Source organism: Paenibacillus daejeonensis DSM 15491 (assembly GCF_000378385.1).
Classification (GTDB): domain Bacteria; phylum Bacillota; class Bacilli; order Paenibacillales; family Paenibacillaceae; genus Paenibacillus_D; species Paenibacillus_D daejeonensis.
The window spans coordinates 447,164-470,198 of the sequence record NZ_KB899660.1 but is presented as its reverse complement, the minus strand read 5'-3'; the positions used below and the strand labels follow the sequence as shown (position 1 = coordinate 470,198).

Below are 23,035 nucleotides of genomic sequence, written 5' to 3'. Positions count from 1 at the left end.
GTAAGGATATGAGGAGATCAGACATATGAGCAGTATGACTCAGAGCGCAGCGGAGCCGGTCTCCTCTGCGCTCTTGCAGATTGCGGAGCACATGACCTCTGCAAGGGATGACCGGCATGCGGAGCGGCTGCGTGAAGTGAGCGGCAAACTGACGGATGAACAACTGATTGTTGCGTTCTGCGGTCACTTCTCCGCAGGGAAATCGACCTTGATCAACCGGCTGTGCGGTGCGCAGCTGCTGCCGTCCAGTCCCATTCCAACTAGCGCCAATGTCGTTTCCATTGCCGACGGTGAGCCTTGTGCTCGCATTGAGCGTCAGAGCGGCGGCAAGCGTACGTATATCGAAGCGCCACCCGAGGAGCTGGAAGCCTATTGCGTCAATGGCGAGGACTTCACCTCGGTTGCCATCACGTATCCGATTCCTCGTCTGGGCGGGCACACGGTGCTGCTGGATACGCCGGGCATTGATTCCACGGACGACGCCCACCGGATGGCGACCGAATCGGCGCTGCATTTGGCAGACGTCGTTTTTTATGTGATGGACTATAATCACGTGCAGTCCGAGATTAACTTTGCATTTGCCAAGCAGCTTAAGGACTGGGGCAAACCGCTGTATCTCATCGTGAACCAAATTGATAAGCATCGCGACCAGGAGCTGCCATTTGCCGAGTATAAACGAAGCGTAGAAGAAGCGTTTGCCGGCTGGCATCTGGAGCCGGCCGGTATCCTGTACCTCTCCATGCGCGAGCCTGATCATCCGCATCAGCAATGGGATACGCTGACGGAGCTGCTCACGGAGCTGGCAGCCATTCGCCAGCCGCTGAGCCGCGTCAGCGTAGAAGCATCGGCAAGACATCTACTGGTCGAGCACGAGCGTTGGCTGTCGGAGCAGCGTGAGCCGGAGCGTGAGGGGCTGATGGCCCAGGCTGGAGGCGAGGCTGGCCTGGCAGAAGTGCGAGGCGAACTGGAGAGTTTGGCGGCGCTTGAACGGGCAAGGCAGGAGGCGCCTGACCGATTGCGCGTCTCCCTGCGTCAAGACGTACAATCTCTCTTGGATAACGCCAATATTATGCCGGCGGCAACAAGGGACCTTGCCCATGCCTTTCTAGAGAGTCGCAGGCCGGGCTTTCGGATGGGTCTGCTATTTGCCGGAGCGAAGACAGCCGCTGAGCAAGAGCGGAGACTGGAGCAGTTCTACACCGAGCTGCAGTCCGGAATCCGCTCGGGCATTGAATGGCATCTGATGGATCTGTTCCGCAAGGAGGCTGCCAAGCTGGGCTGGCAAGAGGAAGCGCTGGAGGAGCGGCTGGCAGCTGAATTGACAGGTTTGGTCGAGCCTGAGATGCTTGAGGCCGAGATTAAGCCTGGGGCCGCCTTCAGCAATGAGGCGACGATGAATTATTGTCAATCGCTGGCGGGCTCCATCAAAGGTCGTTATCGCAAACACGCAGCAGATTGGACGGATGAGCTTGCACAGCTGGCGGCCCGATTGGCAGACCAGCAGGCGGCAGAGCAATCCGGACGACGTGAGGAGCTGGCACAGCAAGCAGAGGCCGTGACACGGCTGGAGGCGATAGATAGGGAGGCAGCAGCGTACACGCGGACGCTCGCTGAGCTCTTGCCGTCCGCTCAAGCCGTTCCGAAGCTTCCGGTACCTCGGATAACTCCCCCTGCTGAGGGAGCGCAGCAGGCAGTCTCTGCCGAGCAGGCACCAGAGACCAGCTCGGGCAGCCAACTGGTGATGCCGTTGGCCGGATCAGCTGGTGCAGGGCTAGCAAAGGCAGCAGCTACCGAGGCGGGAGCCAGCGGAGCCCTGGCGTCTGCTACTGTACTGGCTCCGCAGCGTATGGCTGCTGAGCGTCTGCGGCGTGCCGCGGACCTGCTCGATCCGACAGCAGCACTTGCTTCCGCAGCCACAGCGATGCGGAGCAAGGCGGACCGGCTGCAGCGCAACCGGTTTACCATCGCATTGTTCGGTGCGTTTAGCGCCGGCAAATCGTCATTCGCCAATGCTCTGATTGGTGAACCAGTGCTGCCTGTCTCGCCCAACCCGACGACTGCAGCCATTAACCGCATCGTCCCGCCCTCTGCGGATCATCCTCACGGCTCGGCAAGAATTATCATGAAATCCGAGGCGGCCATGCTGGACGATTTGCAATTCTCCATGAAGCTGTTGGGTGAGGAAGTCGAAGGCCTCTCCGCCTCACAGTTGATGGAGAAAATTGGCCAGCTGACCCCTGATGCGCTACATCCTGGCGGCAGACCGCACTACAGCTTCCTCAAGGCAGCCGCTAAGGGCTGGGAGGAGCTACAGGAGCATCTGGACGGTGAACTGCTGGTGGATACGGCAGGGTACCGCCAGTATGTTGCCGAGGAATGGCGTTCCTGTTTTGTACGCGAGATTGAGCTGTTCTATGATTGTCCGTTGACCGCGCAAGGGATTGTTCTTGTCGACACGCCGGGCGCAGATTCGGTCAATGCCCGTCATACTGGCGTGGCCTTCAATTATATTAAAAATGCGGATGCTATCCTATTTGTTACGTACTATAACCATGCTTTCTCGCAAGCGGACCGTCAATTTCTGCTCCAGCTGGGCCGCGTGAAGGATCAATTTGAGCTGGACAAAATGTTCTTTATCGTGAATGCTGCAGATTTGGCGGCCGATGAAGCGGAGCTAAACGGTGTGGTGGAGCACGTAGAGCGTAATCTGCTCCAGCACGGGATCCGTTTCCCGCGCCTACATCCTCTGGCTTCCCTGGCGGCTCTTGACGCCAAGCAGCGAGGGGACGAGGCGGCAATGGCTGCCTCCGGCATTCAAGCCTTTGAAGATGCCTTCCTGCGCTTCACGTCCACCGAGCTCGGACAGTTAGCTGTCGATTCGGCAACAGAAGAAATAGCCAGAAGCGCCAAAACAATCGGCAGCTGGCTGCAGGCGGCGCGAGGTGACGAGCTGAGCCGTCAGGCCCAGCGTGAACAGTTGACCGTGCGAATTGATGAAGCGCTCCAAACCGCCTCTGGCTTCCGGGGCAGGTTGTCGTTCGAACCGATCCGGCAAGAGCTGCAGGAGCTGCTGCACTATGTGCTGCAGCGGGTGCAGTTCCGGTTTGGCGAGCATTACAACCTGGCGTTCAATCCTTCCACCTTGCAGGAGGATGGTCGCGATTTGCGTAAAATGCTGTGGACCTCCTGGCTGGAGCTGCAGCGGCTGCTGCAAAGCGAGCTGTCCGAGGAGCTGCTCGCGACTACGCTCCGGATGGAAGGCGCGCTGAAGCGGCAGGTTGCAGCCCAGTATGCTGCTGTAGCGGAGGACCTTGGTGTGCGTCTCGACAGCTTCACTGCGGCGGCCTACGAGCCGCCGGAGCTTGCGCAGCCTGACATGTTGGCGCCGTGGCAAACCGAAACCGTGGACCGCAAGCTGTTGTGGTCGCGATTCAAATCGGCCCGGCACTTTTTCGAAGGGGAAGGCAAGGGGCAGCTCCGGCAAGAACTTGAGCATCTCCTCAGTACGCCCCTGCAGCACTATGCCGATGCTACGGCAGAGGCTTGGCTGGCTCATTACGAATCGCAGTGGCGCCAGCTGGTGGAAATCACGGAAACCAAGCTTCAATCGGAAATTCGAACCTATGGGGACAGTACGATGGCTTCATTGACCGAGCATACCGACCCAGCCGAGCTGGAACGTCTGCTGGCACAGATCGAGGCGATCGTTGCCGAGAGCCGTCCACAGGCTGTCTGACGTGAATGAGGCACATTAGCGGTGACACGGCGTGTGCCGGGATCATGCAGTTTAACTGCATGGTCCTTTTTTTTGCGCCGCTGCGCCAACCAACGCCTGCTGTAACGCACCTTTCTTCCTCTACAGGTCTGCACATAGGCCACCTTTGGGCTCGCTATGGGGATGGTTGTCCGTCCAGCCAAGGGGCCGCCGCAGAATCGCGTCAATAAGTGGAACTGTGATCGCTAGACGCTGAGGGAGATCGGCTATATGGAGAGGGCGGACAAGCCGACATTTTGCGGGCACACAGAAGGTCAGAGGCCCGAATTTTCAAAAAGGGAGCAATCCGATGCTCCGGCGGATGAAAACCGACCATTCAAGAGAATACCCCCCTCATATATTCCCATTTGTGAACAAACGATGACACAGTCTAAAATATGGTGCGAAGCACGGTTTGCCGTCTACGGGGGATGCTGGTAATATTCATTCATGCTTATAAAAATGGTCAAAGGGAGAGAAAATGCGTGAATGTGTTCAGGCAACTTAAGGATTTTTACTGGCCCGAACGAAAGCTGTTGTACATCTCGATTATTTGCTTGATGTGTGCAACAGCGCTTGGGTTGGTCTATCCTAACCTGCTGCGGGTTCTGCTTGATGATGTGATTGAACTGGGACGCTACGAGCTGGTGCCAGCCTTGTCGCTAACAGTTGTAGGCGTTATCACGCTCAAGGCATGCCTGCAGTTTTTGCATGGTTTTTTTGGCGGACGCTTGGGCAACAAAGTAGCTTATCGGCTGCGTGACGGTAGCTACAGAAAGCTGCAAGACCTATCTTTCCCTTACTATGACACGGCCAAGACCGGCGACCTGATGTCCAGGTTGACGGCAGATTTGGAAGCGATCCGGATGTTTATAGGCTTCGGCTTCGCCCAGATCCTGAACATGTTCTTGATGGTGCTGTTCGGTGGTGCGATGATGATGACGATCAACTGGCAGCTGACGCTGTACACGTTCATCTCCATTCCGCTTCTTGTCTTGGTTGCACTGAAGTTTGAGCGCAGGATTCATCCCGCATTCCAAGAAATGCGCCTGGCGATGAGCCACCTCACGACAGCCGTACAGGAGAATATTATGGGTGTGCGGACCGTCAAATCTTTTGCACGCGAACCGCATGAGGTTGACAAATTCTCGATTCGCAGTAATGAGTACCGGAATAACCAGGTCCGGGCCGCCAAGATCTGGGGCAACTACTTCCCGGTCATGGAACTTCTGGCAAGCTTGTGTGTGGTGACGCTGCTGGTCGTTGGAGGCCGGCTGGTTATCAGCGGATCGCTGTCGATCGGCGAACTGGTTGCGTTTTTCAGTCTGATCTGGTTCATCATCCAGCCAATGTGGCAACTAGGGTTCCATATTAACAACTACACGCAATCCAAAGCATCAGGCGAGCGTGTACTGGAGCTGCTCAATCAGTATGTACATGTGAAAAATCCCGAGCAAGCGATTGTACTGGATGAGCATAAAGCTCAGGGGCATATCCGGTTTGAAGGGGTAACCTTTAACTATGCAGACAAGAAACCGGCGCTTACGGACTTGTCGCTGGAAGCGCCTCCCGGCAAGGTCATCGGCTTCCTGGGGGGAACCGGATCCGGCAAGTCTACAGTCATCCAACTCTTGATGCGTGCTTACAACGTCAAGCAAGGCCGAATCAGCTTCGATGGTATTGATATTAACAAGCTGGATGTCAAAAGCTTGCGTCGCCAAATTGCACCCGTGTTTCAGGAGACGTTTCTATTCTCGGCCTCGATTCGCGATAACATTGCATATGGTGTAGGCGATGTGTCGGATGAAGAAATTATCCGGGCCTGTCAGCTAGCCAAAGCACATGAGTTTATTATGGAACTGCCGCTGGGCTACGACACGATAGTGGGCGAGCGCGGCCTGGGACTCTCAGGTGGGCAAAAGCAGCGGATTGCCATCGCACGGGCGCTGATCAAGAATCCTCGGATTCTCGTACTGGATGACTCTACGAGTGCAGTGGACATGGAGACGGAGCATGAGATTCAGGCGGGATTCCGTGAGGTGATGAAGGGCAGAACGACCTTCATTATTGCCCACCGCATCTCCTCGCTGCGTCAGGCGGATGAAATTATTGTTCTCGATGAGGGCGTTGTCGTGCAGCGTGGTACCCATGAAGAGCTGATTGCTGTGCAGGGTCCTTACCTCGACACATACAATATTCAATATGCTGATCGGCCGACCGACGAGCCGGCCAAGGAAAGAAGGGTGTCAAGTTGAGCGAGCAAGCCTCCAAAACAAGCGACAAACGATCGCGCTTCGTCTATCAGGATGACGAGCTGATCGAAAAGCCGTTTAACTGGGTACAGATGGGCCGGCTGGTCCATTACATGAAGCCCTATCGCAAGCAGCTGATTCCGATCATTGTGCTCATGATGATTATTGGTACAGCCACGAAACTGGCGATTCCAGCGATTATCGCTTTGGCAATTGACTCCGCCATTTTTCCGGAAGATGGCGCAGGCAGCTATGAGAAGCTGTATACGTACGCGAGCTGGATGCTGGGATTGTATATTATTCAATGGGCAGCTAATACGTTCCGAATCCGCTTTACGAACATTATCGGCCAGCAGATCATTTATGATCTGCGCAAAGATTTGTTCCGGCATATTCAGAAGCTTTCATTCCGGTTCTTCGACAAACGGCCAGCGGGATCAGTGCTGGTACGGGTGACGAATGATATTAACGCCATGCAGGATCTGTTCACCAACGGCGTCGTCAATCTGATGATGGATTGTGTTCAGCTGGTGGGTATCGTCGTTATTCTGCTCTTGCTTAATTTTCAACTCGGCTTGGCAGTTATGATTACTGTGCCGCTGATGTTCCTGGTATCCGGCGCGCTTCGGCGGAGAATCAGGTTAGCCTGGCAAGGTGTACGTATGAATCAATCGCGTATTAATGCTCATCTGAACGAGAGCATCCAGGGCATCAAGGTGACTCAAGCTTATGTACAAGAGCAAAACAATATCGCTTATTTTGAAAATATGAATCAGAGCAACGTCAAAGCATGGAACAAAGCTTCTGCATTGAATCAAGCGTTCGGACCGGTCATTGAGATCACCTCGGCGATTGGCATGCTGATCCTGTTCTGGTATGGCTCGTATCTGATTCAAACAGAGGTTCTCACGATTGGCTTGCTCGTTGCATTCGCGCAGTATATCGGCAACTTCTGGGATCCGATCAACCGGCTGGGCCAGATGTATTCGCAGCTCCTGATTGCCATGGCTTCCTCAGAGCGGATTTTCGAGTTCATGGATGAGAAGCCTAACGTGGCTGAACTGGAATCCGCCAAGGAACTGACTGAGATTCGAGGCGACGTAAGCTTCGAGAACATCGTATTTGAATACGAGAAGGGACGTCCGGCGCTCAAGAACATCAGCCTGGATGTCAAGGCGGGCCAGTCGATTGCACTTGTTGGTCATACGGGCTCAGGCAAAAGTACAATCATTAATCTGCTCTGCCGTTTCTATGACCCGGTAGAGGGTCGCGTTCTGATTGACGGCCAAGATATCCGAGATGTGACGATTGAGTCGTTGCGCTCCCAAGTAGGCATTGTGCTCCAGGATACGTTCATCTTCTCCGGCTCGATTCGCGATAATATCCGTTACGGACGCTTGGACGCAACGGACCATGAGGTCGTGCTGGCCGCGCAGGCTGTCGGTGCCCATGACTTTATCATGGATCTGCCGGATGGCTACGATACCGAAGTGCAGGAGCGGGGCAACATCCTCTCCATGGGTCAACGGCAGCTGCTGTCGTTCGCCAGAGCGTTGCTGGCCGATCCGCGCGTCTTGATCCTCGATGAGGCGACGGCCAGCATCGATACGGAGACGGAGCTGAAAATTCAGGAAGCGCTCAAGACGCTGTTGTTCGGCCGTACGTCATTCATCATTGCCCACCGTCTCTCGACGATCCGCCATGCCGACAACATTGTCGTTCTGGATCACGGGGTCATTATGGAGCAGGGCAACCACGATGAATTGATGGCCAGAGGCGGAATTTATCATGGGCTCATCGAAGCACAGTATCGTTTCCTATCTGCATAAGCTTGCAGGTTTCACTTGACTTCTGATCAGACAAACCTCCACAATGGAAGAAAAACCAGCGGCTTGTCCGCTGCTTCCAGGAGGTTTTTTCTGTTGAATTACGGATCGCCGCTTTCCCCGCAAGCCACTAAAATCATGCTGCTCGGTTCCGGGGAGTTGGGCAAGGAGGTCGTGCTTGAGGCGCAGCGTCTTGGCATCGAGACCGTTGCTGTCGACCGCTACGCCAATGCTCCCGCCATGCAGGTTGCGCATCGCTCGCATGTCATTGACATGCTGGACGAGGCTGCGTTGCGGCAGCTGATCGAGCAGGAGCAACCGGACTTGATCGTTCCGGAGATTGAAGCGATTGCAACATCGGTGTTGGTGGAGCTGGAGGAAGCCGGCCAGCGAGTGATTCCGACGGCACGGGCGGCGCAGCTGACGATGGACCGCGAGGGCATTCGCCGTCTGGCTGCCGAAACGCTGGGGCTGCCTACCGCGCCTTACCGCTTCGCCGACAGCCTGGATGAGCTGCGTGCAGCAGTCTTGGAGCTGGGTACGCCTTGCGTCATTAAGCCGATTATGAGCTCCTCGGGCAAAGGCCAGAGCGTCTGCCGCTCCGAAGCAGAAATCGAGGGTTGCTGGCAGCTCGCAATGGACGGTGGACGAGCCAAGCGGCAGCGCGTGATCGTGGAGGGATTTGTCCATTTTGAATCGGAAATTACACTGCTGACTGTCCGCTCTGTGTCAGGTACTGCCTACTGTGCGCCGATTGGCCATGTCCAGCAGGACGGCGATTATATCGAGTCGTGGCAGCCACATGACGTGTCGGCCGAGGATCGTCGTCAGGCCGAGGCGATTGCCAGCAAGATTACGGAAGCGCTGGGCGGCTGGGGGATCTACGGTGTGGAGCTGTTCCTGACGCAGGATGGGGTGCTGTTCAGCGAAGTCTCGCCGCGCCCGCATGATACAGGCATGGTGACGATGGTGACGCAGGATCTGTCGGAGTTCGCGCTCCACGCCCGCGCAATTCTGGGATTGCCAATTCCGTCAATCCGTCAGCTCGGTCCGGGCGCTTCGTACACGTTGAAGGCAGACCGTGAGAGCGACCGCTTCCAAATCGCAGGCGTAGGAGATGCATTGGCGCTCCCGGATACGCAGGTGCGCTTGTTCGGCAAGCCACAGACCCGCGTCGGTCGCCGGATGGCCGTGGCGCTCAGCCGTGCCGATGATGTAGGCCAGGCTAGAGAAAATGCCCGGCGGGCGGCACAATCGCTGAGCATCGTATACGAGGAGTAGAAGCAATCCGCAAAGCAACGCATGATGGTGCGTTCTTTGCGGATTTTTTGCGGTCAACTGCGCTCTGAATTTGCAAAATCAGGCCGGAAGATTTATTTTAAAGGATAAGTGTGCAAGAATAAGAGGATGTAAGAGAAGCGGACCGAGCGGAAGGGAGCGGGCGATTGGATGGACAAGCAGCGTATGGCGGAACGGCAAGGATCAAAAGGATTATGGCGGGGCATTGCTCTGGTGGCAACTGCGGCGACGCTGCTGCTGCTGGCGGGATTCGTCTATGCAGTCAGCGATGTCATGGGATTGGGTGGTCCCCGCAATACCCTTCTGCCTCCAGAGCAGACACCGGGGCAGTCGGAGCGCCAGGAGCTGCGCATTACTGCACTGGGCGATTCGCTTACGCGCGGGGTCGGTGACGCCAATGGCAGAGGGTATGTGAATTTGGTGCTGGAGGGACTGGAAGAGAAGCTAGATGTGCCGGTCCGTCTGAACAATAATCTTGCGGTCGGGGGCATGAGAGCCGATGAGCTGGCAGACAAGCTGGAGAGTGACAGCGGGTACCAGTATGCGATTCGGCAGGCAGACCTGATCCTGCTCACCATCGGCGGCAATGATCTGTTTCAGTTCGCGCGCTACCAGGAGGAAGCGCCGTCAGTCGAAGGTGCATTACCTGAGGGAGAGGGAGCGCTGCCTCAAGACTCCGGCACTGCAGACACGCCTTCCGTCGGCGGAGTACCGGGTGAGCTCAGCATTGAAGCGCTCGGTGAGCGGATTGAGACGGCGCTGGACCGGTTTCGGCTCGTAGCGGAGCGTATTCACACGCTTAATCCGGAAGCTAGGCTGATCTATGTTGGGCTATATAATCCATTCTATGATGTACCGGAGCTGCGCCCAGCGAGTCTGCTCGTTCAGCAGTGGAATAATGGCGTCTATACGATTCTGCAATCGTATCCGGACATGCAGATGGTACCCGCCTATGATTTGTTCGAAGCGACGATTAACAGCTATCTGTCGGGTGACCGGTTCCACCCCAACGGGGCAGGGTACGAGCAGATTGCCGAGCGGATTATTCAGATCATTGAATAGACAGGGAGGGAAAGCGATGGCGGAGCAAGAGGTTATCCTGTCCGTTCAGGGACTGAAGAAGACGATACGACGCAAGCCGATTATTCACGATGTCAGCTTCGACGTGCGCAAGGGCGAGATTTTTGGCTTTCTCGGTCCCAACGGGTCTGGCAAAACAACGACGATTCGCATGCTCGTTGATCTGATTAAGCCTACCGCCGGTACGGTCAAAGTGGGCGGCTACGATGTTCAGCGCCAGCCGGAGCAGGCTCTCCGCCATATCGGCTGTATTGTCGAGAATCCAGAGCTCTATCCATACTTGAGCGGGTGGGAGAACCTGGAGCATTTTGCCCGCATGCTGCCTGATGTTGACCAGGACCGGATTCGCGAAGTGGTGACAATCGTGGGCATGCAGCAGCGGATTATGGACAAAGTGCGGACTTACTCGCTCGGGATGCGCCAGCGTCTGGGTATCGCCCAGGCATTGCTTGGCCGCCCGAAGCTGCTCATTCTAGACGAGCCGACCAATGGACTCGACCCCAAAGGCATCAAGGAGCTGCGTGAATTCATCCGCATGCTAGCCGCGCAAGGGATGAGTCTGTTCGTCTCCAGCCACCTGCTCAGCGAAATTCAACTGATGTGCGATCGCGTCGCGATTATTAGCAGAGGACGGGTGCTGGCCGTCGGCGGGGTCGATGAGCTGGTGAGCCAGGCGGGCGGGTATGTGCTGTGGCAGGCAAGCGATACGGATAAAGCACGAGCGCTGCTGGCTGGCGATCCGCAAGTAGAGTTGGTTAGCGATAGCGACCATGCGATCGATGAGACCATTATCTCGGCACTGCCTGATGCCATCGTGACCGTCATTGAAGCTGATCATATTGCGGAGGTGCTTCGCAGATTAGTGGAAGCGGGTATTTCTGTGACCGGCATGCAGAAGGTATCGCCTTCCCTGGAGGAGTTATTCTTGAAGCTGACGGAGGGTGAGGGGATTGACTAAACAACTGCTGTCGCTCATACAGAATGAGACGCTGAAGATTTGGAAGAAAAAACGATTCTACGTCATCCTTATCATCCTGGCCATCCTTGTTCCTATTTTTACATATGCCCAAAGCGTAATGTCCTCCAGAAGCGCGGACCGCTTCGATGACTGGCGCAACCAGTTGCAAGAACAAATCACGGACTATGAGAATACGCTCTCCAGCAATCGGATTCCGGAGGAATGGAAGCAGTTCCGCCGGGTCATGGTGCAGCAGCTGACTTATTATCTGGAGCAGGACGTGAACCCCAATGCGCCCAATGCCGTCACGTTCACCCGTGGCTTCATGAGCAATGCGGTGACGTTGTTCATTCCGCTCATGGTCCTGGCGATTGCCTCGGATCTGGTATCGGGCGAGCGATCTGCGGGAACAATCAAGATGCTGCTGACACGTCCTGTCAGGCGATGGAAAATTCTTTTTAGCAAGCTGGTGGCACTCACTTTCTATGTCTCTCTGACGATTATCGCGATGGCTGTGATCTGTTATTTGATTTCCGGTCTCGCGTTTGGTTATGGAGGCTGGGGCTTGCCCGTCTTCACGGGATTTGTCATTAATGGCTCGGATGTCGACACCACCAATGTGCATGCAGTTCCGCAGTGGCAATATGTGCTGATGCAGTCCGGCCTGATCTGGTTCGCGGCTATGGTCGTGGCCATGCTGTCGCTGATGGTTTCGGTACTCTTGCGCAGTACGGCTGCCAGTATCGTCACCATGATGGCCGCGATCATCTCTGGAACGATTCTCTCGAACATGGCTTCTGCCTGGGAGGGAGCCAAATATATCTTCTCCGTCAACCTGCAATTAACGACGTATCTGGAGGGAACCCCGCCGCCGATCGAGGGCATGAACCTGATGTTTTCGCTCCTAGTTCTCGCGGCTTGGTCGGTCGGTTCACTCGTTGTCTCGTTTGCCGTCTTTACTAAACAGGACATCTTGAATTAAAATAGCTGAAGTGATCAAGGTTCGGTTTTGATCACGAAGTTATACATTGACGTGTATTCGACATCGAATCTTGAACGCAGTCGGAACTAAGAGGATGCTTACGATGCCAGTTTCCTCCGGAAACTCTTAGGTGCTCACGTAGTCTCCACTACGCTCCGCTCCTCATTTCCTCCTGCCTTCAACCTTCTCGGTGCTGAAAACCGAACGTTTATAATATTTAAATGTTATATTGATGCGGGGGCAGGCCTGGTGCCTGGGCTCCGTTGCTTTAGATAGCCAAGGGGGACGCTTATGACCGAGCAAGTGAATAAACTAGCCACTACCGCGTCGGTACAGGAACGGGGATACGACGCTGAAGATATTCAAATTCTGGAGGGCCTGACGGCTGTCCGCAAGCGGCCGGGGATGTATATCGGCAGCACGACAACTTCGGGTCTGCATCATCTGGTCTGGGAAATCGTCGACAATGCGGTGGACGAGCATCTGGCCAAATTCTGTACGGAGATCGATGTCATCATACATAAGGACCAGTCGGTCACGGTCAGAGATAATGGCCGCGGCATTCCGACCGGAATGCATAAGACCGGTATTCCCACGCCGCAGGTTGTCTTCACGATCCTGCATGCTGGCGGTAAATTTGGCGGTGGCGGATATAAGAAGTCCGGTGGTCTGCATGGCGTCGGCGCTTCGGTAACCAACGCGTTATCGGAATGGCTCGAAGTCGAGATTGCAAGGGACGGGAAGCTGCACAAGCAACGGTTCGCCTATTGGGTGGATGACGTGGGCGCCGAGCATGTGGGCGAGCCGGAGACAACGTTGGAAGTGATCGGCAAGACGAATCGTACAGGTACCAAGGTTACCTTCAAGCCGGATGCACGGGTGTTCCATGGCAATATCACCATTAATTTTGATACCTTGTCTGAGCGTCTGCAGGAGATTGCTTTCCTGAACTCCGGCCTCAAGGTAGCGGTCAAGGACGAGCGGGCCGACAAGTACGAGGTGTTTCATTACGAGGGGGGCGCACGGCAGTTTGTGCAGTTCCTGAATGAAGACAAGGCTGTACTGCATGATGTAATTCACTTTGCTGCGGAGCGGGACGAGATTGAGGTTGAAGTAGCGATGCAATATAACGATGGCTACACTGAGACCATTGCATCGTTCGTCAACTCGATTCCAACCCGTGGCGGCGGTACGCACGAAACAGGCTTCAAGACGGCCTATACCCGTGCGATGAACGAATATGCCCGCAAGACTGCGCTGCTCAAGGAAAAAGATAAAAACCTCGATGGCACCGATCTGCGGGAAGGCATGATGGCGGTTATTAACATCAAGATGGCTGAGGTCGAATTTGTTGGTCAGACGAAGGACCAGCTCGGCAGTGCCTCCGCCCGGAGTGCGGTTGATGGGATCGTGTCCGATAAGATGCAGGTATTCCTGGAGGAAAATCCACAGGTTGGCCAGCAGCTGATCAAAAAAGCGGTACAGGCCAGCCGAGCCCGCGAAGCGGCGCGCAAGGCACGTGATGAGATCCGCAGTGGCAAAAAACGCAGCGAAAGCTCCAATCTCGGCGGCAAGCTGACGCCAGCGCAATCCAAGGATTACACGCGCAACGAGCTGTTCATCGTCGAGGGCGATTCTGCGGGAGGCTCCGCCAAGCAGGGACGGGACTCCAAGCATCAGGCGATTCTGCCGCTTAAGGGCAAGCCGATGAATCCGGAGAAAGCGAAGCTGGCAGACATTCTGAAAAACGACGAGTACAAGGCAATTATCGCTGCAATCGGCGCAGGGGTCGGTCCAGAGTTCGAGGCGTCCGAAGGCAATTACAACAAAATTATTATTATGACGGACGCGGATACGGACGGCGCGCATATTCAGGTGTTGCTGCTGACCTTTTTCTACCGCTATATGAAGCCTCTGATCGACGCTGGCAAGGTGTATATTGCTCAGCCGCCGCTCTACAAAATTTCCAGCAAGTCCGGCAAGCATACAACGATCCGCTATGCGTTTACGGACGAGCAGCTGCAGAACTATCTCAAAGAGTTCAAATCCTATGAGCTGCAGCGTTATAAAGGTCTCGGCGAGATGAATCCTGACCAGCTGTGGGAGACGACGATGGACCCTGAAACCCGCACGCTGCTGCAGGTGCAGATTGAGGATGCCGCCAAGGCCGAGAAGCGCGTATCGACGTTGATGGGCGACAAGGTGGAGCCGCGTAAACGCTGGATCGTGGAGAATGTGGACTTTATGGAATATGAGGATGCGGAGGGGATCGAACAGTGAGCAGCCAAGGTACCGAACAATTTCTCCCGGCTTTCCTTGAAGAGGTGGTCGGCGACCGCTTCGGCAGATATTCAAAATATATTATCCAGGACCGTGCCATTCCAGATGTGCGTGACGGCCTGAAGCCGGTACAGCGCCGTATCCTGTACGCCATGTACGATGCGGGCAACACCCCGGACAAGCCTTACCGCAAATCGGCCAAAACCGTAGGTGACGTCATGGGTAATTATCATCCGCACGGCGATTCCTCGATCTACGAGGGCATGGTGCGGATGGCTCAGCCTTGGAAGATGGGGCATATGCTCGTTGACGGTCACGGCAACTGGGGCTCGCAGGATGACGATCCGGCAGCGGCAATGCGTTATACGGAAGCTCGTCTGTCGACGATTGCGATGGAGCTTCTGCGCGATATCGAGAAGCGGACGGTTCTGTTCAAGGACAACTTTGACAATACGGCCAAGGAGCCGGTCGTGCTGCCGGCGCGTTTCCCCAATCTGTTGGTCAACGGGGTCAGCGGGATTTCCTCCGGCTTCGCCACCGAGATTCCACCGCATAATCTTCGTGAAGTGATTGACGCCTGCATTGCACTGATGGCTCAGCCCAACATGACGCTGGAAGACGTCATGGGAATCGTGCGCGGTCCTGACTTTCCGACAGGCGGGATGATTATGGGCGAAGAGGGGATCAAAGAGGCGTACCGCAGCGGCAAGGGGCGCATCTACTTGCGTTCCCGCACAGCCATCGAGGATCTCCGTGGGGGCAAGCAGCAGATCGTCATTACCGAGATTCCATATCAGGTGGTCAAGTCTCGTCTGGTGACGGCGATGGAGAACATTCGGCTGGAGAAAAAGGTGGAAGGCATCGCGGAGGTGCGGGACGAGAGCGGCCGCAACGGTCTGCGTATCGTCGTCGAGCTGCGCAAGGATGCAGATGCCCAGGGGATCCTGGCCTATCTGCTCAAGAAGACCGACCTTCAAGTGACCTACAACTTCAACATGGTAGCCATCGTCAACAAGGCGCCGCAGCAGCTGGGCTTGCTGGCTATGCTTCAGGCATATATTGCCCATCAGAAGGAAGTCGTCACCCACCGGATTCGCTATGAGCTGGAGAAGGCGGAAGACCGTGCGCATGTCCTCGAAGGACTGGTGAAGGCGCTCAACGTACTGGATGAGGTCATTGCAGTCATCAAGGCGTCGAAAAACCGTCAGGATGCGCAGAAGAATCTGATCGACAGGTTCGGGTTCACAGAGCGTCAGGCGGACGCGATCCTTACCTTGCAGCTCTACCGGCTGACCAATCTTGAGATTACGACGCTGGAGAAAGAGCTGAAGGATATTGCCAAGCGGATCAGCGGCTATCGGGCGATTCTCGGCAGCGATAAGAAGCTGGTTCAGGTTATTACCGGCGAGCTTCAGGAAATTCGGGACAAATACGGCATTGACCGCCGCAGTGAGATCAAGGGCGAGGTCGAAGAGCTCAAGGTCAATCTGGAGGTATTGGTGACTCCTGAGGATGTGCTGGTTACACTCAGTCAGGAAGGCTATATCAAGCGGACATCCATGCTGTCGTTCACCCGCTCTGGGGGCGAGCTGGAGAGCGCTGGAGTCAAGGAAGGCGATATGATCCGGCACCTGCTGCCCGTCAATACGATCGAATCGCTGCTCCTCTTTACCAAGAAGGGCTCCTATTTCCTGCTGCCTGTCCACCAGATTCCGGAGTTCAAGTGGAAGGACAATGGTACGGCTGTCGTCAACCTGGTGCCCCTGCCCAAGGATGATGGGATCATCAGTGTTATTCCGATCAAGGACTTCAATCAACCGGAGCAATCGCTGGTCTTCGTCACCCGCCGCGGTCAGGTGAAGCGTACAGAGCTCAAAGATTATATGACCTCTCGCTCCACAGCCATTGCCGCGTGCAAGGTTGGCGCGGGTGATGAAGTGATGTCGGTGGAGCTCAGCGACAACACCAAGGAATTGCTGCTCGTCAGCAAGCTCGGCATGAGTATTCGGTTCCGAGAGAACGAAGTGAACCCGATGGGCCGCGTATCGACCGGTGTCAAGGGGATTCAAATGCGTGAAGGGGACGAGGTTGTCGCTTCGCTGCGAGTTGAGGGCGATGAGGGCGAGGTGCTCGTCATCAGTGAGTTAGGGTATGCCAAACGATCACTGCTGCTGGATTACCCAGTTCAAGGGCGTGGCGGCAAGGGCGTCGCAACATTTGAGTTCAAGGAAGGCAAGCGGGTTCGCTCCAACGGGGAGCAGCTGATTGGCGCGCTCTGGTGTAAGCATGAGCAGCAAGTTACCCTGGTGACGGTGAGCGGTGCACAGCATCTGTTCTCTACCGAGAAGGCTCCAATCGATGAGCGCAAGGCGACAGGGAAATCCATTGCACCCGCAGACAAAAAGGATCCTGGCATCCTGCTGCTCGTTCGGGGTCAGTCGTAAGGACGACCGACCGGTTCCATTTTGTCCTGCAGATTCAATAAGACTTCCAGCACGACCCACAGGGGCGCCGGCTCAAGCAGCCGGTCCAGCCACTGTGGGTCTTTGAGCAGGCCGGATGTTCGGATCCGCCGGAGCAGCTCGGCATCGGGTTCATGCATTGTCATCCCTCCGTTCATACAAGATGTGCCATAACGCCTTTTCTCTAGGCTACAGTCTATGTCAGAAGCTGTCATAATGTTCGGCTATTTAGCGCTTCCACCCGGTAATTATTAATTGCGTTAACCTTTTATTCGACATGGGCGACTGCTATACTTGTAGATAGGAGGTGGAGAACATGCACGCCGCAGAGTTCACTCGATTATGGACGAAGTTCTCAAAGGAATGGAAGCTGTATCTGGAGGATGCCCTGGCGCCTCACCTGACAGAAGGCCAGTTAAATGTGCTGGAGTTAATGCTGCAGCACGAGCCGATGAAGCCTTCAGATCTGTTGCAATACCTGAATACGACACCCGCCGCAATCACTACACTGCTGGACCGGATGGAGCGGGGCGGCCTCATCACGCGCAGCCGGGATCAGGCAGACCGCCGGATCGTCTGGGTAACCGTGACTGAGAAGGGTCACCGGGAGGCCAAGCGAGGTATGGATTTGAGAGAGGCTTACATTAACGATGCGTTGGACGGGTTGTCAGTACACAATCAACAGCTGCTTGTTTATCTGCTCGGCAAGGTTGTCTATGCTGACGAGTCTCGCGCCAAGGCTCAGATCAACTCTGCCGTTTAAGGGCGGATCGTCGAAGACTGCATCGTCTCCTGTGGGGGACAAGCCATTGCACATATAGAAAGTCCGCCGCGGACCCGTTGCTATCGTAGCAACGGGTCCGCGGCGGTTAAGGGTTACTGCTTCATAATATGCAAGGTGGATTCGTTGCCTTCGCCTCGGATGACATAAGCGATCGTCGAACCGTCCGCGCTCACCGTAAACCCGGAGATACGATCATCGTCTGTCAACTCGGGCGTATGGACCGTATCCAGCTCGCCAGTAGCCGGATCATATCGATGGAACACCTCATCGTAATCCACCAGCATAACCCTTCCGTCTTGTAGCGGGTAAGTGGTAATGCCCATCCCGATCTCAGCGGATTCGCCGGTTTCCAGGTCGAACGCGTGCTGCGTCATCTGATCCTCCTCATCGAATGTTGCGTACAGAACATAACGATCGTCAGGAGTCAAAACTCGGGTTTGGGATTTCTCGTTATTTGCGAATATATTATCTGTGGTATAGACAAACTCGGCTTCTTCCGTTTCGAGATTATAGCGGAATATGCCTACGTCAAACGCCAACCCGATCAATTCGGTTTGATCCTTGGTAATGGCAAGCCTTGGGTAGGAGAGGAGTTCTTCTTCGGTTTCGGTGCGTACCAACTCTGTCAGGTCGATGTCTCTCACCTCATCCGTTGCCAGATCCCAATAAAAGACAACCAACTGCTCATCTGAATTTTCCAGTGTTGAATAGTACATATGTGGTTCCTCCATATAATTGGAACGTGCAGGTGTGATCACCTTATCCCAATCATTGTTCATGACGTATTCGACCGTCTCGCCGGTTGCCGGATCGTATTCGAGAATGGCGTGCCGTTCTTCGACGGGCAGGTCCCAGTCGGCTTTGCCACGTACTAATTTGCCATTATTCGAGATCGACATGTAGTCCAGATTGTTATCAGGCAAGTCGAGCTCTTCATGAGCGCCATCCATCCAGAGCTTGATGCGGGAGGCGTTGTCGAACCTTTTGTCTTGTTCCCCCCATACGAGCGTGTTACCATCAGCGGACATAGTGAAAACCGTAGAGGAGAGGTGGCCGTCTATAGGAATGGCTTCTACTTCACTGTAGTTCCCCCCGGAGCCAGTTGATTCGTTAGTCTCGTTATCGGCTGGGCTAGCATTTTCGGTTGAATTGTCAGGAGTGGGAGTGTTCACGCTGGTGTTTTCTGCATCGACTGGATTCGTTGCATTGTCGTTCCCGCAGGCGGCGACTAACAATGCGGCAAGAGTGAGTGGAATGAGTGCTGTTTTTTTCATCTGAACTCTCCTTACGTGTAGGTATTCGGCCTTTTCCAAGGCTCATCTAGAAAACTCTCGTATACATAACCTTAATTTGCTACATTAAAACGAAGGGGCAACTGGTGTGAAAGCGCTTGATGCATCGTCATTATGGCGCGCAAAGGCATTTAAAATTTTTTATCCATAATAGACAAAACATAGCACTCCCGGTCAGGAAGCTCAGGTCTAGTTCTTCTACACTGGAAAAGAAAGGAGTGGAGCGGAATAGAGGCGCTGAGAATGCTTAAGCAAGCTATCGATTACGTCGAAAGGCATATCGAATCGAATATGACTATGGATGAGATTGCCAAGGCAGCGATGTCATCTAAGTATCATTTCCAAAGGATGTTTCATGCTCTAACTGGGTTTACCGTATCTGCCTATATACGCAACCGCAGACTGACGCTTGCCGCAGAGGCCTTGGCGGGAGGCGACGCTAAAGTTATCGATATTGCGCTAAAGTATGGTTACGAGAGTCCTGAGGCATTTGCCAAAGCCTTTCAGCGGATGCATGGTGTGACACCGACTGCTGCTAAAAAAGGAAATGTGAAGCTCAAAGCGTTTCCGCGTCTCTCCTTTCAAATCCAGATCAAAGGAGATACCGAAATGAATTTACGCATGGTAGAGAGCGTTCCTGCACAGGTGGTAGGCAAAGATGTCCTTATTGAGCATGATCCCTATTCGGAAATTCCGACTTTTGTAGAGCGTATTTGGCGGGACGGTACGATTGCTGCAATAAACAAAGCGCTGGGCCGAGAAAGCGACGCCTTGCTGAATGGTTACCATTATGACTTCCGTGAAGAGGGGAGCAGGCGTTATCTGATGGGGGCGCAAATAAAAGAAGAGAGTAAGGCGTTCCCGGGCCTGACCACGCTCCAGTTACCTGCGCAGACCTATGCGGTTTTTGAAAGCCGTGAGAAAGCTCTGGAAGACGATGAACTTGGCTTAGAAATCACCAAGGTGTGGCATCGCATATATGCGGAGTGGTTCCCTTCGGCCAGTTTTGAGCAAGTAGAAGGGCCTTGTATGGAGAAGTATTATTGGACAGATGAAACAAAGACAGAATCCATCTGTGAAGTGTGGATTCCCGTACGACAGAAGGCGGATTAGATACTTCGGCGTGCATGTGGTTGTTAGAGGGAGCGGTGAACAATGGTATCGATACGGTTGGCTAGTTTAAGGGACGTGGATGATCTGGTTGAAATGCGATGGGATTTCTCCCACGAGGATAACCAAGACCAAGCGTCGGAGTTTGAGACATTTCATGCAACATGCAAGACGTTTCTGGTAGAAGCACTGGCTGGCGGGAATTGGCACATTTTTGTTGCGGAGGAGGATGGCATGCTGGTGTCCCATATGTATTTGCAGTTGATTCATAAGGTGCCCAGACCTGGCAAATCGCCTGATCCTTACTTTGGCTATGTGACCAACGTGTATACGCGTCCGGCCTTCCGGGGCCAAGGCATCGGCAGTCGTCTGCAGCAAGCAATGGAGACGTGGTCCAAGGATCAGGAAGTGGAGTTTCTACTCGTGTGGCCGAGCAGCACAAGTGTGGATTTTTACGAACGCAACGGATTTTCTCGATGCGACGAGGCAATGGAGAAGCACTGGTAGCGGGGTTAGTTGTTTGAGTAGTTGAATGAGGGGCGTACCGGAAAGTCAGAGTTAGCTGACGAACTGGCTGCCCCTTTTTGCGTTTTCTATATGCCGACTTGCGGCTGCAAGGCAAGTTTCTTTCGTTGGAGCAGTGTGAGGTGCATGCTCGGGGTCTGCAAGGCAAGTTTCTTTCGTTGGAGCGGCATGAGGTGCCTGTTCGGGGGCTGTAAGGCAAGTTTCTTTCGTTGGAGCGGCGTGAAGTGTATGTTTGGAGTCTGTAAGGCAAGTTTCTTTCGTTGGAGCAGTGTGAGGTGCCTGTTCGGGGGCTGTAAGGCAAGTTTCTTTCGTTGGAGCGGCGTGAAGTGTATGTTCGGAGTCTGCAAGGCAAGTTTCTTTCGTTGGAGCAGCATGAGGTGCTCGGGACCGTCCTGGTGTTGGCTGCAAGCATAGAAAGTTTACTTAGAGGTGCCTGGGATCGGCTTGGCGATAGCTGTAAGTATAGAAAACTTACTTAGAAGCAGCTGGGACCGTCCTGGTGGTGGCTGCAAGTATAGAAAGTTTACTTAGAGGTGGCTGGGATCGGCTTGGCGGTGGCTGTAAGTATAGAAAACTTACTTAGAAGCGGCTACAACTGCCCTGATGGTGGCTGTAAGTATATAAAGTTTACTCGGAGGGGCGTACGGCACGGTGGGTGGTGCTATAGCGAAACGTTTCTTTCGTTGGAGCAGGGTGAGGCGCCCAGCCGGGGCATGCCAAGGAAGCTCGGACACGCTCGGCTAGTGCCTTGATGCCCTTGATGCAGAAAAGAGCACGGCCCGAGGGATCATCTCTGGCCGTGCTCGGTAGTCTGCTCAGGGCAGGTAGTGCTCGGAGGCCCTAGTCAACTGCTCCGGGGACCAGAGCGTCCAGGCGCCATTCTGGGGCGGCTGGGAGCGAATCACTAGTGGCTCCCTGGTCACCGGGTGAGCGACGCTGATCGAGGTCGACCAGAGGGCAATCTCGGGCACGACCGCGTTGCCCCCGCCGGAGGATCCGCCATACTTGCGATCCCCGGCGAGCGGGCAGCCGAGCTGAGCCATCTGGACGCGGATCTGGTGGGACCGCCCTGTGTGGAGACGGACAGCTGCCAGCGCGCAGCCTGAACCGGCGGCCACCACCGTGTAATCCAGCAAGGCCTCCTTGGCTCCGGCAACCGGGCGGTCAAACGCCCGCACGGTATTCGTGCTCTTGTCCTTGAGCAAATAATGCCGCAAGCTGCCGCTAGTCGAGGCGGGTACGCCAGCCAGCACAGCGGCATAGGTCTTGCCGAAGCTGCGACTGCGGACCGCATCGGACAAACGAGAAGCCGCCTTGGAGGTCTTGGCGAACAGCATCGCTCCGCCAACCGGACGATCCAGGCGATGCACCAGGCCCAAGAAGACGTTGCCGGGCTTGTTGTAGCGCTCCTTAAGATCGGCCTTGAGCAGGGTCAGCATGTCCGGATCTCCGCTCTCATCCTCCTGTGAGGGAATACCGGGCGGCTTGCTCACGACAAGCAGATGGTTATCTTCGTAGAGCACCTGGATGTCCGTACCGGCATCTCCTTGATATCCGCTCAACGATCCTTCGCCTCCCAGCGGCCCAGAATACCGCACGGCAGGTGAAGCCCCGAGTGTGTGATCGGCAGTCCGATCTCACCGCAATGAATCTCCCCGCCGTGCTGGCGGCTGACAGTCATGTGCAGCAGATTGTGGAGCACCGACGGAGACAAGCCAGTTGTATAGGAGTTAATTAGAATAAACAGCGGATTTGGCGACAGGATGCTCATGCATGACTCCAAAAACGGGTAGAGGTTCTGCTCCAGCTTCCAGGTCTCACCATTGGGGCCGCGTCCATAGGACGGGGGATCCATAATGATGGCATCGTACTGACGACCACGCCGCTGCTCCTTCTGCACGAACTTGAAGACGTCATCGGTAATGTAGCGCACGGGCTTGTCCGCCAGACCCGACAGGCGAGCGTTGTCTTTGGCCCATTGGACCATTCCCTTGGCCGCGTCCACATGGCAGACCTCCGCTCCGGCGGCTGCGGCGGCAGCTGTCGCGCCGCCGGTGTAGGCAAACAAGTTCAGTACGCGGATCGGGCGGCCGGCTTGCCGAATCTTCTCCATCATCCAGCTCCAGTTGACCGCTTGCTCGGGAAACAGTCCGGTATGCTTGAAGTTGGTTGGTTGAATACGGAAACGCAGCGGACCATACGAGATCGTCCAGGATTCGGGCAGCTGCTTGCGGAAACTCCACTGGCCTCCGCCGGCAGAGCTCCGGTGATAGTGGCCGTCGGCCTGCTTCCACGGTGCGCTCTCCTTGGCCAGCGGCCAAATGATCTGTGGGTCCGGGCGTCTGAGGATAATATCTCCCCAACGCTCCAGTTTTTCTCCGCCGCCAGTATCCAGCAGCTCATAATCCGTCCATTGATTAGCAATATACAT

At 55.1% G+C, this 23,035-nt stretch carries 16 protein-coding genes; 12 read left to right on the top strand and 4 right to left on the bottom strand.

Annotated elements, in window-relative coordinates:
* The first annotated feature begins 25 nt into the window (after nt 1-25).
* From F556_RS0109005 to gyrA, 9 genes are all read left to right on the top strand, one after another.
* Nucleotides 26-3,736 carry a dynamin family protein gene (locus F556_RS0109005; protein ID WP_020616608.1) on the top strand — a complete coding sequence of 1,237 codons (3,711 nt, stop codon included), beginning with the start codon at nt 26-28 and terminating at the stop codon, nt 3,734-3,736.
* A 503-nt stretch (nt 3,737-4,239) separates the two neighbouring features.
* Entirely contained in the window at nt 4,240-6,009 is a 1,770-nt protein-coding gene (locus F556_RS0109000) for an ABC transporter ATP-binding protein (RefSeq protein WP_020616607.1), read from the top strand.
* Nucleotides 6,006-7,835, top strand: coding sequence for an ABC transporter ATP-binding protein (locus F556_RS0108995; protein WP_020616606.1), 1,830 nt, complete (start codon nt 6,006-6,008; stop codon nt 7,833-7,835). Before F556_RS0109000 ends, F556_RS0108995 begins: the two co-directional genes overlap by 4 nt.
* Nucleotides 7,836-7,928: 93 nt before the next feature.
* Complete coding sequence (purT, locus tag F556_RS0108990) at nt 7,929-9,113, top strand: formate-dependent phosphoribosylglycinamide formyltransferase (protein WP_020616605.1); 1,185 nt, start codon at nt 7,929-7,931, stop codon at nt 9,111-9,113.
* Between the two features lie 168 nt (nt 9,114-9,281).
* Nucleotides 9,282-10,193 (top strand): GDSL-type esterase/lipase family protein, encoded by a 912-nt coding sequence (locus tag F556_RS0108985; protein ID WP_020616604.1) that lies wholly within the window; start codon nt 9,282-9,284, stop codon nt 10,191-10,193.
* 16 nt (nt 10,194-10,209) lie between these two features.
* Nucleotides 10,210-11,169 (top strand): ABC transporter ATP-binding protein, encoded by a 960-nt coding sequence (locus F556_RS0108980; RefSeq protein ID WP_020616603.1) that lies wholly within the window; start codon nt 10,210-10,212, stop codon nt 11,167-11,169.
* Entirely contained in the window at nt 11,162-12,151 is a 990-nt protein-coding gene (locus F556_RS0108975) for an ABC transporter permease (RefSeq protein ID WP_020616602.1), read from the top strand. Before F556_RS0108980 ends, F556_RS0108975 begins: the two co-directional genes overlap by 8 nt.
* 291 nt (nt 12,152-12,442) lie before the next feature.
* Nucleotides 12,443-14,431 carry a DNA topoisomerase IV subunit B gene (gene parE, locus F556_RS0108970; RefSeq protein ID WP_020616601.1) on the top strand — a complete coding sequence of 663 codons (1,989 nt, stop codon included), beginning with the start codon at nt 12,443-12,445 and terminating at the stop codon, nt 14,429-14,431.
* On the top strand, nt 14,428-16,875 hold the full coding sequence (gyrA, locus tag F556_RS0108965; protein WP_020616600.1) for a DNA gyrase subunit A: 2,448 nt from the start codon (nt 14,428-14,430) through the stop codon (nt 16,873-16,875). Before parE ends, gyrA begins: the two co-directional genes overlap by 4 nt.
* Here the strand turns inward: gyrA and F556_RS38310 are convergent.
* Nucleotides 16,866-17,033 carry a hypothetical protein gene (locus tag F556_RS38310; protein WP_020616599.1) on the bottom strand — a complete coding sequence of 56 codons (168 nt, stop codon included), beginning with the start codon at nt 17,031-17,033 and terminating at the stop codon, nt 16,866-16,868. The genes gyrA and F556_RS38310 overlap by 10 nt on opposite strands.
* A 176-nt stretch (nt 17,034-17,209) precedes the next feature.
* On the opposite strand from F556_RS38310, the gene F556_RS0108955 reads away from it, so the two are divergent.
* Entirely contained in the window at nt 17,210-17,656 is a 447-nt protein-coding gene (locus tag F556_RS0108955; protein ID WP_020616598.1) for a MarR family winged helix-turn-helix transcriptional regulator, read from the top strand.
* A 113-nt stretch (nt 17,657-17,769) separates the two neighbouring features.
* On the opposite strand, the gene F556_RS0108950 is transcribed toward F556_RS0108955, so the two are convergent.
* Nucleotides 17,770-18,951 (bottom strand): hypothetical protein, encoded by a 1,182-nt coding sequence (locus F556_RS0108950; RefSeq protein WP_026297189.1) that lies wholly within the window; start codon nt 18,949-18,951, stop codon nt 17,770-17,772.
* Nucleotides 18,952-19,212: 261 nt separating this feature from the next.
* Here F556_RS0108950 and F556_RS0108945 point away from each other — a divergent pair, with 261 nt between their 5' ends.
* Both F556_RS0108945 and F556_RS0108940 read left to right on the top strand, forming a co-directional pair.
* Nucleotides 19,213-20,082 carry an AraC family transcriptional regulator gene (locus F556_RS0108945; RefSeq protein WP_020616596.1) on the top strand — a complete coding sequence of 290 codons (870 nt, stop codon included), beginning with the start codon at nt 19,213-19,215 and terminating at the stop codon, nt 20,080-20,082.
* 57 nt (nt 20,083-20,139) lie between these two features.
* Nucleotides 20,140-20,586 carry a GNAT family N-acetyltransferase gene (locus F556_RS0108940; protein WP_245583038.1) on the top strand — a complete coding sequence of 149 codons (447 nt, stop codon included), beginning with the start codon at nt 20,140-20,142 and terminating at the stop codon, nt 20,584-20,586.
* Nucleotides 20,587-21,419: 833 nt separating this feature from the next.
* Here the strand turns inward: F556_RS0108940 and F556_RS0108930 are convergent.
* Both F556_RS0108930 and F556_RS0108925 read right to left on the bottom strand, forming a co-directional pair.
* A complete protein-coding gene (locus tag F556_RS0108930) occupies nt 21,420-22,166 on the bottom strand; it encodes an RluA family pseudouridine synthase (protein WP_020616593.1) in 747 nt (248 codons plus the stop codon).
* Entirely contained in the window at nt 22,163-23,035 is an 873-nt protein-coding gene (locus F556_RS0108925; RefSeq protein ID WP_020616592.1) for a class I SAM-dependent methyltransferase, read from the bottom strand. Before F556_RS0108925 ends, F556_RS0108930 begins: the two co-directional genes overlap by 4 nt.

Excerpts from the sequence above, each read along its gene's own strand:
- F556_RS0109005 (WP_020616608.1), top strand. The coding sequence starts at position 26 with ATGAGCAGTATGACTCAGAGCGCAGCGGAGCCGGTCTCCTCTGCGCTC.
- F556_RS0108985 (WP_020616604.1), top strand. The coding sequence starts at position 9,282 with ATGGACAAGCAGCGTATGGCGGAACGGCAAGGATCAAAAGGATTATGG.
- F556_RS0108980 (WP_020616603.1), top strand. The coding sequence starts at position 10,210 with ATGGCGGAGCAAGAGGTTATCCTGTCCGTTCAGGGACTGAAGAAGACG.
- parE (WP_020616601.1), top strand. The coding sequence starts at position 12,443 with ATGACCGAGCAAGTGAATAAACTAGCCACTACCGCGTCGGTACAGGAA.
- F556_RS38310 (WP_020616599.1), bottom strand. The coding sequence starts at position 17,033 with ATGCATGAACCCGATGCCGAGCTGCTCCGGCGGATCCGAACATCCGGC.
- F556_RS0108955 (WP_020616598.1), top strand. The coding sequence starts at position 17,210 with ATGCACGCCGCAGAGTTCACTCGATTATGGACGAAGTTCTCAAAGGAA.
- F556_RS0108950 (WP_026297189.1), bottom strand. The coding sequence starts at position 18,951 with ATGAAAAAAACAGCACTCATTCCACTCACTCTTGCCGCATTGTTAGTC.
- F556_RS0108945 (WP_020616596.1), top strand. The coding sequence starts at position 19,213 with ATGCTTAAGCAAGCTATCGATTACGTCGAAAGGCATATCGAATCGAAT.
- F556_RS0108925 (WP_020616592.1), bottom strand. The coding sequence starts at position 23,035 with ATGTATATTGCTAATCAATGGACGGATTATGAGCTGCTGGATACTGGC.